The 15,025-nt window shown below is 49.8% G+C and carries 14 protein-coding genes, 1 other RNA gene and 1 pseudogene; 5 read left to right on the top strand and 11 right to left on the bottom strand.

The annotated features are described in order from the left end of the window. Nucleotides 1-3: 3 nt before the first annotated feature. The 5 genes from betB to BGL48_RS03510 all read right to left on the bottom strand — a co-directional run bounded on the left by betB (nucleotide 4) and on the right by BGL48_RS03510 (nucleotide 5,688). Nucleotides 4-1,464: a betaine-aldehyde dehydrogenase gene (betB, locus tag BGL48_RS03530; protein WP_069361368.1), complete on the bottom strand. Its 1,461-nt coding sequence runs from the start codon at nucleotides 1,462-1,464 to the stop codon at nucleotides 4-6. A gap of 54 nt (nucleotides 1,465-1,518) precedes the next feature. Beyond that, nucleotides 1,519-2,121 (bottom strand): transcriptional regulator BetI, encoded by a 603-nt coding sequence (gene betI, locus BGL48_RS03525; RefSeq protein ID WP_069361367.1) that lies wholly within the window; start codon nucleotides 2,119-2,121, stop codon nucleotides 1,519-1,521. A 646-nt stretch (nucleotides 2,122-2,767) separates the two neighbouring features. After that, entirely contained in the window at nucleotides 2,768-3,766 is a 999-nt protein-coding gene (gene cydB, locus BGL48_RS03520) for a cytochrome d ubiquinol oxidase subunit II (protein WP_069361366.1), read from the bottom strand. Next, a complete protein-coding gene (locus BGL48_RS03515; RefSeq protein ID WP_069361365.1) occupies nucleotides 3,763-5,106 on the bottom strand; it encodes a cytochrome ubiquinol oxidase subunit I in 1,344 nt (447 codons plus the stop codon). The genes cydB and BGL48_RS03515 overlap by 4 nt, the downstream gene beginning before the upstream one ends. A gap of 18 nt (nucleotides 5,107-5,124) precedes the next feature. Further along, nucleotides 5,125-5,688, bottom strand: coding sequence for a GbsR/MarR family transcriptional regulator (locus BGL48_RS03510; RefSeq protein WP_046073610.1), 564 nt, complete (start codon nucleotides 5,686-5,688; stop codon nucleotides 5,125-5,127). A 422-nt stretch (nucleotides 5,689-6,110) separates the two neighbouring features. On the opposite strand from BGL48_RS03510, the pseudogene BGL48_RS16600 reads away from it, so the two are divergent. The 4 genes and pseudogenes from BGL48_RS16600 to BGL48_RS03495 form a co-directional block, all read left to right on the top strand. Continuing rightward, nucleotides 6,111-6,878 (top strand): annotated as a pseudogene (locus BGL48_RS16600) (PAS domain-containing protein); the annotation flags it as partial. Further along, nucleotides 6,873-7,406 carry a methyl-accepting chemotaxis protein gene (locus tag BGL48_RS16595; protein ID WP_255377317.1) on the top strand — a complete coding sequence of 178 codons (534 nt, stop codon included), beginning with the start codon at nucleotides 6,873-6,875 and terminating at the stop codon, nucleotides 7,404-7,406. The pseudogene BGL48_RS16600 and the gene BGL48_RS16595, both read left to right, overlap by 6 nt. 54 nt (nucleotides 7,407-7,460) lie before the next feature. Next, nucleotides 7,461-8,852: an HD-GYP domain-containing protein gene (locus BGL48_RS03500; protein WP_069361363.1), complete on the top strand. Its 1,392-nt coding sequence runs from the start codon at nucleotides 7,461-7,463 to the stop codon at nucleotides 8,850-8,852. A 156-nt stretch (nucleotides 8,853-9,008) separates the two neighbouring features. Next, nucleotides 9,009-9,485 carry a Dps family protein gene (locus BGL48_RS03495; protein WP_069361362.1) on the top strand — a complete coding sequence of 159 codons (477 nt, stop codon included), beginning with the start codon at nucleotides 9,009-9,011 and terminating at the stop codon, nucleotides 9,483-9,485. 56 nt (nucleotides 9,486-9,541) lie between these two features. On the opposite strand, the gene BGL48_RS03490 is transcribed toward BGL48_RS03495, so the two are convergent. The 6 genes from BGL48_RS03490 to BGL48_RS03465 all read right to left on the bottom strand — a co-directional run bounded on the left by BGL48_RS03490 (nucleotide 9,542) and on the right by BGL48_RS03465 (nucleotide 14,043). Next, on the bottom strand, nucleotides 9,542-10,366 hold the full coding sequence (locus BGL48_RS03490) for a DUF2861 family protein (protein ID WP_069361361.1): 825 nt from the start codon (nucleotides 10,364-10,366) through the stop codon (nucleotides 9,542-9,544). A gap of 35 nt (nucleotides 10,367-10,401) precedes the next feature. Then, the gene (locus BGL48_RS03485; protein ID WP_069361360.1) at nucleotides 10,402-11,046 is read right to left on the bottom strand and encodes a response regulator transcription factor; all 645 of its coding nucleotides are present in this window, start codon (nucleotides 11,044-11,046) and stop codon (nucleotides 10,402-10,404) included. Next, nucleotides 11,043-12,437 (bottom strand): DUF3404 domain-containing protein, encoded by a 1,395-nt coding sequence (locus tag BGL48_RS03480; RefSeq protein WP_069361493.1) that lies wholly within the window; start codon nucleotides 12,435-12,437, stop codon nucleotides 11,043-11,045. Before BGL48_RS03480 ends, BGL48_RS03485 begins: the two co-directional genes overlap by 4 nt. A 197-nt stretch (nucleotides 12,438-12,634) precedes the next feature. Beyond that, an RNA gene (gene ffs / locus BGL48_RS03475) (signal recognition particle sRNA small type) lies at nucleotides 12,635-12,731 on the bottom strand. A gap of 121 nt (nucleotides 12,732-12,852) precedes the next feature. Next, nucleotides 12,853-13,584, bottom strand: a complete 732-nt coding sequence (locus BGL48_RS03470; RefSeq protein WP_069361359.1) for a hypothetical protein — start codon at nucleotides 13,582-13,584, stop codon at nucleotides 12,853-12,855. A 39-nt stretch (nucleotides 13,585-13,623) separates the two neighbouring features. Then, nucleotides 13,624-14,043: a YbaY family lipoprotein gene (locus BGL48_RS03465; RefSeq protein WP_069361358.1), complete on the bottom strand. Its 420-nt coding sequence runs from the start codon at nucleotides 14,041-14,043 to the stop codon at nucleotides 13,624-13,626. A 99-nt stretch (nucleotides 14,044-14,142) separates the two neighbouring features. Between BGL48_RS03465 and tesB the strand changes: the two genes are divergently transcribed. Further along, nucleotides 14,143-15,006: an acyl-CoA thioesterase II gene (gene tesB / locus BGL48_RS03460; RefSeq protein WP_069361492.1), complete on the top strand. Its 864-nt coding sequence runs from the start codon at nucleotides 14,143-14,145 to the stop codon at nucleotides 15,004-15,006. Nucleotides 15,007-15,025: the final 19 nt, after the last annotated feature.

Below are 15,025 nucleotides of genomic sequence, written 5' to 3'. Positions count from 1 at the left end.
AAATTAGGCGTAAGGGCTGGCGAAGTCGCCAAGCTCGATTAACACACTCTTGGTTTGGGTATAATGCGTGAGGGTTTCGACACCGTTTTCACGCCCTACCCCTGAGTGCTTATAACCACCGACAGGCATCTCGGCGGGTGAGTCGCCCCAAGTATTGACCCAACAAATACCCGCTTCGAGTTGATGAATAATGCGATGCGCACGCGATAGGTTTTGAGTGAAGACACCAGCCGCCAGGCCGTAGTGCGTGTTGTTAGCACGGGCTACTACTTCTTCCTCGTCAGAGAAACGCAGCACCGACATCACAGGACCAAAGATCTCGTCACGAACATGCGCCATGCTGTCGTCACAGTCAGTGAAAATGGTGGGGGCCACAAAGTTACCTTTATCGAGGCCGTTCTCAGTGACGCGGTAACCACCGGTCAGCAAGGTCGCGCCGCTTTGTTTCGCGGTCTCAATCGCCGTCATCACTTTATTAAGGTGTTCGGTCGAGATCAGCGCACCGACCTGGGTGTTCATATCGGTTGGGTCACCGATAACGAGCTTTTCTGTACGCGCTTTCAGTTGCTCAACAAAGGCGTCGTAAATGCTGTCGTGAACAAATACACGGGTGCCGTGTGTACACACTTCGCCTTGGGTATAGAAGTTCGCGACCATGGCTGCGGATACCGCGTTATCCAGATCGGCATCATCAAACACGATACATGGCGATTTACCGCCCAGCTCCATAGTGACTGATTTCAGGGTCTTCGCGGCATCGCCCATCACGGTTTTGCCCGTGCCCACTTCACCGGTGAAAGAGACTTTGGCAATCTCAGGATGTGCCGTCAGCATTTGACCCACACGATAATCACCTTGCACCACATTAAATACGCCGGCAGGCATACCCGCTTCGGCAAAGATCTCTGCCAGTTTCAGTGCGGTCAGCGGCGTTTCTTCAGACGGTTTGAAAACCATGGCATTACCGGCGGCCAAGGCAGGTGCTGACTTCCACATGGCAATTTGAATCGGATAGTTCCATGCACCAATGCCTGCACATACGCCAAGTGGCTCACGACGGGTGTAGAAAAATTGGTTGTCAGAAAGCGGCTGCTGCTCACCCTGCATTGATGGTACCAAGTTAGCGAAATATTCAATCGCATCCGCACCCGTCACCACGTCAACTTCTACCGCTTCTTGTATCGGTTTGCCGGTATCCAGTACTTCCAATTTGGCTAGCTCATCATTACGCTCACGTAACAACGCAACCGCTTTAAGCAAAATACGGCTACGCTCCATAGCTGTCATGCGTGACCAGACCGCAAAACCTTGCTTAGCCGCATCAACCGCCGCTTGCACATCGTCTGCCGAAGCTTGATCGATTTGCGCCAGTGTCTCGCCCGTTGCTGGGTTTACCGTTGCAAACTGTTCGCCGCTTGTTGCGGAAGTAAGCTGACCATTAATAAAAAGCGTTTTCGCATTCATGATTAATCCTGAATTCTTTTCTGTTCGAGTGTGCATGTAAGGTGCTACCGAGGCTTAGCCCTGAGGACGACCATAAAAGGTCAGTTGCTTATCCAAGTAGTCATTGATGATGGTTCGCGCGTTGTTGGCATCAATACCTTTAGGGTTCAATGCACCACGCAACCAGATACCATCAATCAATGCTGCAATCCCCTGAGCCACCATCGCCGCCTGCTCTTCTGGTAATAGTGCGCGAAGTTCAATGCGCAAATGCGACAGCAAGCGCTTCTCGTTCACACGTTGTAAACGGTGTAACTCATTGTCATGCATGGCATAAGACCAGAACGCCAACCAGGTTTTAACCACATCAGATTTGGCCTGAAAACCTTCAAAGTTGGCATTGATAATCGCGTTAATACGCGCCTGGTGGTGATGACGCGGAATTTCTCTCAATGCGTCGATCACAGTCGCTGAAAGCTCACGCAATACCACGCGCATCGTCTCTTCCAGCAAGCCATGCTTACCACCGAAATAGTGGTTGATAATGCCTGTCGATACGCCGGCTTCCTTACTAATCAGAGAAATACTTGCCGCATGCAGCCCCACTCGACCAATCACCGTCATGGTGGCTTTAACAAGCTGCGGTTTTCTTACTTCCGGCATCCCTACCTTAGGCATTTCGTCTCCCATTCGTTTTTAATTGAACGATTAGTTAAAGATAATCTTACACGCTAATCTTTAGATCTCAAACATTATTTTTAACCAATTTGCTACACTCACCCTCACCCAAAAACAGCAAGATAAAGACAAAACAATGATTTAGGTCAATTTTACCCTGACTGATTACACACCTAATACTTTGTGCTGATAGCACTATTTGTGAGCAATTTGCGCAAAAATTCGCCTTCACCGACAGTAAATGTTGGCTTTAATAAGGGGTATAAAGAAGAAAAATAACTCAGTACCTCGACCACAGCCGGTCATTGATCAAGCCACATCGCGAACAATGTTCGCTTAAAAACGTACATTTGCGACAAATGACTGCAAATTAGCGACATTAGACAAAAAAAGACAATGGCCATAGTCGATGACCAAAAGAAGAAGCCCAAACCAAACGCACCACAAACAAACGAGATGTAATGGTTAACTCGGTAAATGTTTAGGGTGACAATGTTTGTAGCCGCACAGAGTGATGGATAAAACGATAACGGGCAATCTTAGCACCGCTTAATAAAGCGCATTTTAGACGTGCAATCAGGAAGGAATAAAAAAGCGCTCAGGCCTGTCAAAAATCCTGAGCGCCTCGTTTGCTGTTTAGGGTCGGTTACTCGTAGTTTAGCTCAGTCGCTTTCCCAGAGAAGACACGATACACAAACAGGGTATACAAAAAGATCATGGGCAAGACAAACATGGCCCCATAGCCCACAATCAACAAGGTCCCCGGCGCGCTGGCCGCTTCTTTCGCTGTCATTACCCCGGGAATGATATCGGGGAAAAAGCTATACGCGAGACCAAAGAAACTCAATGCGAATAGGAAAATCGCACCAATGAACGGGAACTGGTATCCCACATCGTTTTCGACCGGTACGTGGCGTAGGTAGCGATCAACAAGCAGCATGATGGCAAGGCAAACCAATGGAACGGGCGCGAGTAATAAAATTTCCGGGAAGCCAAACCAACGCTCCGCCACTGTCTCACTGACTAAAGGGTTAACGACACTGATGGCTAACACCCCCAATGCCGCCAGCCAGCCGCCACGACGTGACCATTTCGCCGCCCGTTTTTGTAAATCGCCCTCGGTTTTCATTACCAGCCAGGTACCGCCAATATAGATGTACGCCGCGGTCACACAAAGGCCGCTTAATAGCGCAAACAAATATGATCCTGTGCTCTCATCAAAGGCCAACACGTAACGACCAATCATGTAGCCTTGCGTCATCGACGCAATAAAGGAGCCCGCTTTAAAGCAGCGGTCCCAGAGGTCTTTACGCTCTGGCCTCACCTTGGCACGAAAATCAAATGAGACACCACGCAAGATAAGCCCCGCCAACATCACAGAAGTGGGCAAATATAACTCGGTCAAAATCATGCTATGTGCCGCGGGGAAAGCAATCAACAGCAAGCCTACCGCCAACACCAGCCAGGTTTCGTTGGCATCCCAAAAGGGGCCAATCGACGCAATCATACGGTCACGCTGCGCCTGATTGCAGCGTGGTAACAGCATACCGACGCCGAGGTCATAGCCGTCAAGCACGGCATACATAAAGACCGAAAAACCAAATAGCAATAGATAAATTTCAGGTAAATACGGCGTTATACTCATGCGGATACCTCTTTCTCAGGCTGAGCGTGATTGTCTGATTGGTATTCAGGCAGGCGTTTTTTCGCCAAAAAGAACAGGGTGCGGATATACGCCACCATTAGCACCGCGTAGAGCGTCAGGTAAATGGTTAAGCTAATCCCCACGTTCGAGCTGGCGACTGGCGTGACGGCATCGGCGGTTTTAAGCACCCCCTGTACCAGCCAAGGCTGACGACCAATCTCCGTCACATACCAGCCAGAAAGCGTAGCGACCCAGCCTGAGAAGGTCATCGCCACCAAACCGATTAAGTGCCATTTGGGCATGGGCTGGTTACGCCACACGCGATACGCGGTGAACCAGCTAACCGCCAACATCAGCACACCGACGCCGACCATGACTCGGAAACCAAAGAACAGCGGCTTCACCGGCGGATGATAGTCAAAGCTTTCCAACCCTTTAATCTCGCCGTCGAGTTGGTGGGTCAAAATCAAGCTCGCTAGATTCGGGATCCCAACTTCAAAGTCGTTGGAACGGGTTTCTTCATTGGGTACCGCAAACAGCAGCAAAGGCGCACCTTGCTCGGTTTCCCAGACCCCTTCCATTGCCGCAATTTTCTGTGGCTGATGCTCAAGGGTATTGAGGCCGTGCATATCACCGACAAAAATTTGCAACGGAATAAGGATGGCAGCAGCCGTGATCCCCACTTTTAATGGTTTATCTGACACACCTGACTTAGGCGATTTTAGCTTTTGGTAGGCAGAAATACCGGCAATCAAGAAAGACGCCGTGAGGCCAGACGCCAGCAACATATGGCTTAAACGATACGGCATCGACGGATTAAAAATCACCTCGAACCAACTGGTTGGGTGCACCACACCATCGATAATTTCAAAACCGGTTGGCGTATGCATCCAGCTGTTCAGCACCAAAATCCAGAACGCAGAAATAGTGGTACCAATCGCCACCAGCAGCGTCGCTAATGTGTGCACCCAGTTCGGAACGCGATTTTTACCAAACAGCATAATGCCAAGGAAGGTCGCCTCCATAAAAAAGGCGGTCATCACCTCATAGCCCAACAGAGGCCCGGCAATATTACCGACCTTTTCCATAAAGCCAGGCCAATTGGTGCCGAACTGGAAACTCATGGTGATCCCAGACACCACCCCTAGCGCAAAGGTGAGCGCGAACACTTTTACCCAGAAGTAGTAGGTATCCAACCAGATTTGCTCACCGGTACGGTTGTGCCGGAACTTGAAAAACACCAGCATCCACCCAAGCGCGATTGTGATGGTGGGAAACAGGATGTGAAAGCTGATGTTGGCCGCAAATTGGATCCGCGACAACATTAATGTATCTAACATGACATTACCCTCAGGAGGTTAACTACCCGATTCTTCGTTGGACTTGCTGTGAAACAGCTTGCCGGATAGCTCAAGAAGCTTGCCGACACTGCTACCCAGCTTCATCAAGTTTTTTAGATGTTCAGGTTTCATTTGCTGCACATCGTCAAACCAGTGGTTAAACAGCTCTAGGAGATCGTGGATTTCGTGCAACTGCTTAACCGAGTGACTCTCTGCGTCGTCTTCACTCCGCATAAAGTGTGAGCGCAGCATGGATAAAGTAGGGTCAACTTCCCGCTTCTTCCTTTCGGCGAGAACTTGCTGCGCCAACTCCCAGATAGTGCCATTGGGCACAAAGTAGTCCTTTCTATCCCCGGGGGTGCGCTGCGAACGGATCAAGTGCCAGCCTTGCAGCTCTTTGGTTGCCATACTGACATTGCCACGAGAAATGTTGAGCGCCGACACAATGTCGTCTGCGCTCAGTGGATGCTCGCTCAACACAATCAGTGCCAACATTTCGCCCACCGAACGATTAAAGCCCCAACGACTTCCCATTTCACCAAAGTGCATCACCACATTACGTAGTTCTTGTGACAGCTCCATCTTGATCTCCCTCACAGTGCTTCTGTGGGATAATACGGAGTTTCTTTGTGGGGGATCAATGAAAATTTGGAAATTTCAGAAATTATTGAAAATAGAAAAGCAAAGTTGTAAGCAAAGGTGAAGAGAGGTTATGAATACGTTACATTCAGCTATAATTAAACATGATCGAAGTCACACAGGTTACGTTCCCACGGACGGAAAAGAAAGGGCAAACACACAAACAGATACACAATTGAGAGTTTTATAATCATCGACTTTCTCAACACAAATGGCTTTTTATACTGGCAACCACAATGTATTTAGGGACAAGATCACATTAGGAGTGTCATTATCGCCTACACTTATCACGGTGCGCCTCCTTATAACGATGAAACAAGATGCGCCGTTAACATAAACACCTGAACAAAAGGAAGTTTGCTGTCATGTTCAAAAAAGCGCAGCGAGAGCTGGACACCTGCCGAGCAGAAAAAGCCGCGCTCCAAGCAGAGCTCGATGCTATCAAAGCACATATTGCCAACATCACCTTTACACCTGATGGCATTATTACCGATGTGAATGACAAGCTGCTCAATATTATCGGCTACACCGCCGATGAAGTCATCGGCCAACATCACCGTGCGGTGTGCTTTGACGAGACCAGTCAAGCCCCAAGTTACCAGCAGTTTTGGCAGTCACTCGCGCAAGGAAAGGCACAAAAAGGGGTGTTTCGTCGGCGACATCAATCCGGCGCCGAGATTTGGATGGAAGCGACCTATGTCCCCATTAAAGATGCCAACGGCAAAGTCGTCAGCATTCGCAAATTAGCGGCTGATGTGACGCAACAGTATCAAGACGCCCGCCGACAAGAGGCCATATTAGCAGCGATTAACCGCTCATTGGCGGTGATTGAATTCGAGCCCGATGGCACCATAATTCGTGCCAACGATAACTTTCTCGCTGCAGTCGGCTATCAAGACCACGAGATCAAAGGCCAACATCACCGTATGTTCTGTGATCAGGACTTTTACGATGAGAACCCTGATTTTTGGGCGAATTTAGCACGCGGACAATTCACTTCTGGGCAATATTTGCGCCGCGATAAATATGGTAACGAAGTCTGGTTAGAAGCCACCTATAATCCCGTTTTTGATGCGAAGGGAAACGTTCATCGGGTAATCAAGTTCGCTACTGCCATCACCGATACGGTGAAACAAAACCAGGCAGTCAATCAGGCGGCAGAACTCGCGCAAGCCTCTTCCGAACAAACACTCCGCCACAGTGAAAACGGCAGTGCCTTGTTACAAGAGGCCGTCAAGCTGTCGCAGAGTGTGAACGATCAAGCCGTCGAGGCCACCAATCAAGTCGCACAATTGAGTGAGCACGCACAAAGTATCGAAAACATCGTCACCACCATTAAGCAAATCGCAGAGCAAACGAACCTTCTAGCGCTAAATGCGGCAATAGAAGCCGCACGCGCGGGCGACCAAGGGCGAGGCTTTGCCGTGGTCGCCGATGAAGTACGCGGCCTGTCGCAACGCACTAGTCACTCGACCACCGAAATTGCCGATGTTGTCGATGAAAACCAACAACTGATCAAAGGCGTGAGTGAGGCAATGGAAAGAGTGACCGAGCAATCGACAATAGGACAAGAAAAAGTCACCGCTGCCGACACTGTGATGAGTGACATTCATGCCGGCGCGGAAGAAGTGTCCGCTACCGTTCGCCGGCTGACACAATAACCGTCGATCTTATCATCACCCGGTAACCACGAGCACAAAGGATAAGAAAACAAGATGCACACCCAAGCCAGCAGCGCGACACAGTTGCAATTATCGGAGCTTATTCTGGCGTTAAGTACCGCGTTGGATATGACGGAGGGGCAACCTCCCGAACATTGTATGCGCTGCACGTGGTTAGGAATGAAACTCGCTGACGCCTTAGCGCTCGATGATCAACAACGTCATGATCTTTTCTATACCCTGCTGCTAAAGGATGCGGGCTGCAGCAGCAATGCGGCAAGGATCTGTGAGCTTTACCTCACCAATGATTTAGCGTTTAAACAAAGCTACAAGGTAGTGGACGGTAGCTTGTCCAGCGTACTTAACTTTGTGTTAAAAAATACTGGGGTCAAACGCGGCTTCATGCAAAAGCTCTCGACCACACTCGATATCATCCGCAACGGTGACATGTATGCGCAAGAGCTGATCGAAACGCGATGTACCCGTGGTGCCGATGTCGCACGCGATTTACGTTTTAGTGAAACCGTTGCTGAAGCCATCTATGCGCTGGATGAACACTATGATGGTGGTGGGCGTCCTGATCAGTTAAAGGCCGATCAGATCCCCTTGTTTTCGCGCATCGCATTGATGACGCAAGTCATTGATGTCTTCCGAACCGAGTCCGGTGTCGACGCCGCACTTCGCGAGCTAAAAAACCGTCGCGGCACCTGGTTTGATCCAACGCTGGTCGATACCTTTTTACAGATAGCGCGCGAGCCGCAGTTTTGGCAGCAACTGGACAGCCCCGCGTTAAAAAAAGACGTGCTATCGATGACGCCGGCTGACACAAGTATTTGGGTCGATGATGACTACTTGGATGACATTGCAGCGGCTTTCGGGCGCATTGTTGATGCCAAAAGCCCTTTCACCTCCGGTCACAGCGAGCGCGTGGCCGTTTACGCCAGCTTAATTGCTGATGAGCTTGGTATCAGTGAACAGGAAAAAAAATGGCTAAAGCGTGGCGCGTTACTGCACGATATTGGCAAGCTCGGCGTAAGCAATGATGTGCTTGATAAACCGGGAAAATTGGATGACGAGGAATGGGAGCATGTTAAACGCCATGCCGCACTGAGTAAAACCATCTTATCGAAAATCCACCAATTCGATCACCTTGCCAAGTTCGCCAGCGCCCATCACGAAAAGCTCGATGGTACTGGGTACCCTGAGGGGATCAAAAGCGATGAGATCTCTTTGCTCACTCGCATTATTACCACCGCTGATATTTTCGATGCCATCACTGCCGAGCGCCCCTATCGTGGCCCGATTCCGATGAACAAAGCCCTCTCTATCATGAAAGAAGAGACAGGCACAGCCATCGACGCGCAATGTTTACAAGCGCTAATGGCTGGCCTCGAGCGCCTGCCGGAGCATTTTATTGTTCATGACGATACCTCGATCACATCATAGGTCACACCTATCGCGTATATAGGTTAACTCCATTTTCTTTTTTTATATCGGGTAGTTACTCTATCCACATCGTTTGGAACGAACCGTTTCCAGTGCTTGGCACTCGCGATAAAGCGAAGGGTCGAACACATTGATTTGCCACTAAGGAGGCATTAAATGAGTAAGCAAGCAGCATTGATTGGACTAGACAGCAGCAAAGCCGAAGAGCTAGGCGCGCGTTTGGATACGCTATTAGCGAACTACCAAGTGCTATACACCAATGTGCGTGGTTTTCACTGGAACATCAAAGGCAACGACTTTTTCGAGTTGCATACCAAATTTGAAGAGATTTATACCGATCTTCAAACCAAGATTGATGAAGTCGCTGAGCGCATTCTCACCATCGGTGGCACCGCCGAGCATCGCTTCAGCGAGTACCTGAAGGTCAGTGAAATTAAAGAGCATGCACCCGAAGCAAATGGTCAAGCTGGTGTCCGAGCATTAGTCGAAGGCTTTAGTGTTCTGATTGGCCTACAACGCGATATCATGAACCTTGCCGGTGATGCGGGTGACGAAGGGACATCTGCACTGATGAGCGATTACATCCGCGAACAAGAAAAACTGATGTGGATGCTAAACGCTTACCTTAACTAATCATCAATCAATAAGATTCAGCAAAAGTCCGCGTGAATGCGGGCTTTTTTTATGGCTCATTTCTTATTCTCTGATCGCGGCAGCGGCAACGCTAATCGCTCAACATAGTTGACTTTAATGGCACCTTGATACTCAAAGTGACTGACAGTGACGCTTAAATGCTCCGCATTAACAAGTGATGAGGTGGGCAATTTTATCTTGGTTGGCGCGTGGGAGTTGTCTGCGCGGCCGGACAAATAAATCGGCGTTTGTTCGATCCAGCGATAGGCATCATCAAGCCACAGCCAGTGTGCTGCGGCGGGTGAACAACTTATAGGCGTATCGGGCACATCGACCGCGAGCTGTTGTTCAGGGTGACCAATCAGTTTGACCCAAGGTCGACGAGGCAAACCATATACCACCAAGCTATAGTGCTGGCCGCCCATTCTTAACTCATAGATCCCCGGTGTAATCTGGGTAAATAGCTGGCCTGATTCTATTTCTTGATACCCACTTTTCGCGTTCAAGATCTCATTGAGCACCGTTTGTCCGGTAGGATCAGTGAGGGTTAGCAAGGTATCACGCTCGACCTGCTCAGCAGAGAGCTTGATTTCATAGCCGAGACTCGACGCACCCGCCCGACGTACAAAAGAAATAGTGAGCCCTTGAGGGATCCCCTTACCATTGGGCTCGGTTAACTGTTGGCCACAATCGGTTTGATTGATGATCGCGTACTTTATCTTCGCCCATCGCTCAGTCGGTATTTGCTGCTGCGATAGCGCAAAAATAAGCTCTTGCCACGCCACCTTGGGCCTATCTGCGAGGAGTGCCTGATAGGTTTCCTGCATCGGTGTTTTTGGTAGCCAAGCTTGCTCAGCGCGGACGCTGAAGCTACAAACCATGCACACTGCCACGAGTAAGAGATAGCCACACCGGTTCACAGCACCACCAATCGATACCCGACACCGCGGTGCGTTTCTATCGCTAAACCGGGCAATTTTTGTCGTAGCCGCAATACATGATTGTCGACCGTGCGCGTGGTAGGAAACGCCTGATATCCCCATATTTTATTGAGCAACTCTTCGCGATGAAAAACCCGCCCTTGGTTTTGTAACAGTAATAACAATAAATCAAACTCTTTAGGCTTGAGGGTCACATCCTGGTCTTGCCAATACACATGACGGGAGCCAGGTTCAACCTTGATCTGCCCGTATACGAGTTGGCTTTCTCCTAACGGCCTTAATTGGGCATAGATGCGCGCCAAAAGCTCCTGATGTGAAAAAGGTTTAACCACATAATCTTTGGCGCCGGCCATTAAGCCTTCAACCCGTTGCTCAACCTCAATTTTGGCTGTCAATACGATCACTGGCACTGCTTTTAAAGACAGCCAATGGGGCAAATGCGCCAAACTATCGCCATCGGCGAGCTGGCGGTCTAAAATCACCAAATCAGCATGAAACCAATGCTTAGCCACCTTATGACTCTCAGTCAGCCAGGTGCATTCAAAGCCTTGCTGTACCAGAAACTGGCGTAAGCCTTCCCCTAATAAGGTGTCATCTTCAATCAACAATAGGTGGTTCATTGCGGCAACTCCAGGATACAGCAGGTTGGATGGCGTTTGATCACTAGCTTACCCCCCATTTGACGCATTAAACGCGCCACTAAAAACAATCCAATCCCCATATTTCTTTCTGACGATGACGACTTATATCGCCGCCACAGCCTTTGCCACCAGGATGGAAAAACTCCGTTATCATACACACAAACACGTACACGCTTATCCACGCATACACGAAGCCAAATTTGATCACCGCCATGATGATGGGCATTTTGAATCAGGTTTTTCAAGCAGATAGATAACCAGTAGAAAGGCAACGTCAGTGTTTTATCTTGCTCGAGGGTGTAATCAACCTCTAAACAATCGCAAATATTATCCAGCCACTCCGATAATGACGCCGTTTGTAATTTAAATTGTTCGCGTTTATCGGTACTTAAATAGCCCTTACTGGTCTCTGTCAGCTGACTTAAGCGTTGATGATCCGCCAGTAATCGCCACAGCACATCTTGCGTGCTGGGTTCAAGCGAATCGAACTGGCTGCGCAACATTTCCACCGTCATGCCGAGACTAGCAATCGGTGTTCTTAACTCGTGCGTCAGCAACTGGAGAATAAATTGGCGCTCACGGCGCTGCTGGTATCGATCGTACAGGCTACGCGCTAAACCAAATATCAGCGCACAAAAAACCGCTACCAACACCGCAATCATCACGCCACGGTACGCCGGGTGGAGTTGATTACAAATATTGCCATAACGGTAATCACAACCCGTCGTATTGGTCGATAAACTCAAACGATATTGCTCAGCAATTGGCGCCCATTGTTCATGAGATAGCGCCTTCCACCCTTCTTCGCCGTTAAGCCACAGACGTCCGCCATCCAAATACGCGCGGTAACCACTGAGTAACGCATCTCGGCCTGCCTGGCTGAGAGCATTCAGTGCAGCATGTAAAGGGTGCTCTTCGTTGGCTAACGTAAAACGTTGTACCAGTTCGGGTGACGGCGTGGTGATACCACGCGCTGATACATAGCGCTCCGCATAACTGCCACCGGCAGGATGGAGTAGCGGGTTTTGCTCAAACCACTCAATGGGTAAAGGCTCATCACGACACAAAGCCAACTCAAAACGCTGGGCGGCTAACAAAAGGGGGGACACGATACTGGGAGTCGGCTGGCACGTTTGCACCACTTGGTGTAGCGCGTTTAAGTCCTGCCAATCAACCTCCTCGAAATCAGGGTACTGCGACTGACTGACCAATAAAGCCTGTGGATAGGCATTTAATGCGGGTTGTGCAACCATCAAGGTGCCCGTTTGCCAGGCCTTATCATAAAACCCTTTCAGTTGCGTGTGCAGCTCACTGGCCGCCGTTTGGCTGCTGAGTAAAGCCAACAGTAACGCTGCTAACGCTCGAAACACCACTTTGCCACCCTTTTGGATCCTCACACTGACGCAACAAGTGCTAATGATGAGATCATAGTTAAGCAATTAAAAGCTGTGTCACCCGAGTGTCAACATTGTAGCTGGTTAGAAAGTAGCTGTGTCACACAGTCAATAAAGATAGAGAGTCAATGGAGGAAGTGAGAACGTTTTACGAGAGGCAGAAAGGGCGGAGACCTCCCCAGCTACATCCCGGCACACACGTCCCAAGCGCGGGCTGCTTCCTTCCGGACCTGACCCAGTACACAAGATAGTGTTGCGGGAGAACCAAGGAGGCCTCCATCGATATGTCGTTAAGCTTGCTTAACTGCGGGGCATTATGTGGCAAGGCTGGATGCAATGCAAGGAGGATTGATGGCCTCATTCGTTAACTGTTTATCTTCTAGGCAATTTTCTATTGATCGTCCGGCTCTTCCAATAGCAAATACTCACCAACCCAAATCGCCGCAAGCATGGTGGCCCACGCGACCAATAGCGACAGCGTGAGTTGTCCAGGGGTAAGCCACGTAATCACCAAAAACGGCACGCTCGGGATAAAATGCAAGGCAAGGTGACGTGAGCGAGCAAATTGCGGCGTGAACCCCACCCACTGTAACAACCAAATGACCATCACCGTTGTCGCACTCCATAACGCAGCAGGCCAGCCACTCACCGCCACTAATATAGGCAGTAACAACCAGGCCCCGCGATGAGGCGGCTGGTAACCTGGCCAATATCTGATCGCTAGCCATAACCCCATGAGTGCTAGCGTTTGCAGCGCGAGCGTAGTCGGTGAGCCACCCAATTTCGCTTCAGATTGCAAAGCCATCATCCCCGCAAACATGGCTACCATCACCGCACCGAGTAATAGCTTGACGTGTGGGTGTCGGTCGGGATTGAACCAGAGAGACAAAGCCGGTAAAAGCAATAGCGTGCTCGCGGCTAACAGCGCAGGTAGATGTGGCAAGGTAAAGGCAAAAATCGCCATCGCTAGCGCTAGGCACCAACTCGCGACTTTATCTGGATAGAAAAAGAATAAAGCAGACGCGGCAATCGCTAGACTATTAAGAGAAGACGTGGCACTTATCCCCGCAACAGCGATAACCGATAGCACCAACGCTGGCCAGAGAAACAGTGAGATTCGCATGCACACTCCTTGTGCGGATATCTCTTATCAGTGTAGCGATCAATGCCCCGCGCGCACCAGTGTTAGCGTTGGATCATAGGTGTGATTCGTATCCGTGATCACTTTATTGACCGTATTGGTAATAAATAGAGGCCGATCACTCACATCGATCTGGGCGGTGATCACATAATCGTGCGTCGCCGTGATTTGGCCCGGATCGTAGTTGAGGGAAAAATGCAAAGGCGTTTGCTGCCCTTCTGTCACAAAAGACTGGCGACTGATTACTTTGCCTGGGGCATCCATATTTTTGATTTCTACCAGCCGCACCGTCACACTGGCATTTTCCGGCAACGCAAGGCGTTCGCGATACACCAAACTGCCAGAAACAGTCGCTAAATCATTAGGTTGGCTATTTCCAGAACAAGCAGTAAACACCAAAGCAGTGAATAAGGCGAACAATAGAAACGTTAGTTTCTTCATTAAAGAATCCTCACTGAAGCACGTTCAAATGCGGCAAAAACACTAAGGTTATGATAGCTTGAACAATAACAATGGAAGCATAGCATGAATCAAGGACTTATGAGCCAACCACTAAAAGAACTCTTACAACTGCTGCAGCTTGAGCGATTAGACACCGGCCTTTACCGCGGCCAGAGTGAAAACCTTGGACTGCCCCAAGTGTATGGTGGGCAAGTGATTGGACAAGCGTTGTCTGCCGCGAAAACCTCCGTAGAGCCCGAGCGCTTTTTGCATTCATTCCACAGTTATTTTCTGCGCCCAGGCGACCCTGAGCAGCCGATCATCTACGATGTTGAGATACTTAGAGACGGAAAAAGTTTCAGTACCCGGCGAATAAAAGCCGTCCAGTACGGAAAACCGATTTTCTATCTCACTGCCTCTTATCAAGAGGAGGAAGAAAGCTTTGAGCATCAAAACACCATGCCAGCAGACGTGCCAGCGCCCGAGACCTTGCGCTCTGAGCAATCGCTTGTCAATGATATTGCCCACAAGCTACCGCCAAATGTGGTAAAAGCGTTTGGGGGCGACAAGCCGATTGAAGTGCGACCAGCCACGGTGATCAACCCACTCAAGCCCCACGCCGCGCCCGCTAAGCAATATCTGTGGATCCGCGCCAATGGCGAAGTGGGGGACGATTTTCATGTCCATCAGTATTTGCTCGGCTATGCTGCCGATTGGGGCTTTTTGGTCACGGCGCTGCAGCCTCATGCAGTGACGTTGCTTACGCCGGGCATGAAAGTGGCCACCATTGATCACTCTATGTGGTTCCACCGCCCGTTTAGAATGGATGAATGGCTGCTATTTACGATTGAAAGCCCCTCCGCCAGTGGCGCGCGTGGCTTTGTGCGCGGCGAACTCTTCAATCAGCAAGGGGATCTTGTTGCTTCAGCGACCCAAGAGGGTTTGATGCGTAAACTCTCCTAACCATCAACGTCTCGAGCGT

Origin of the sequence: Salinivibrio sp. SS3 (assembly GCF_001722105.1) — a bacterium.
GTDB lineage: Bacteria > Pseudomonadota > Gammaproteobacteria > Enterobacterales > Vibrionaceae > Salinivibrio > Salinivibrio kushneri.
This window is presented reverse-complemented; position numbering and strand designations above follow the sequence as displayed.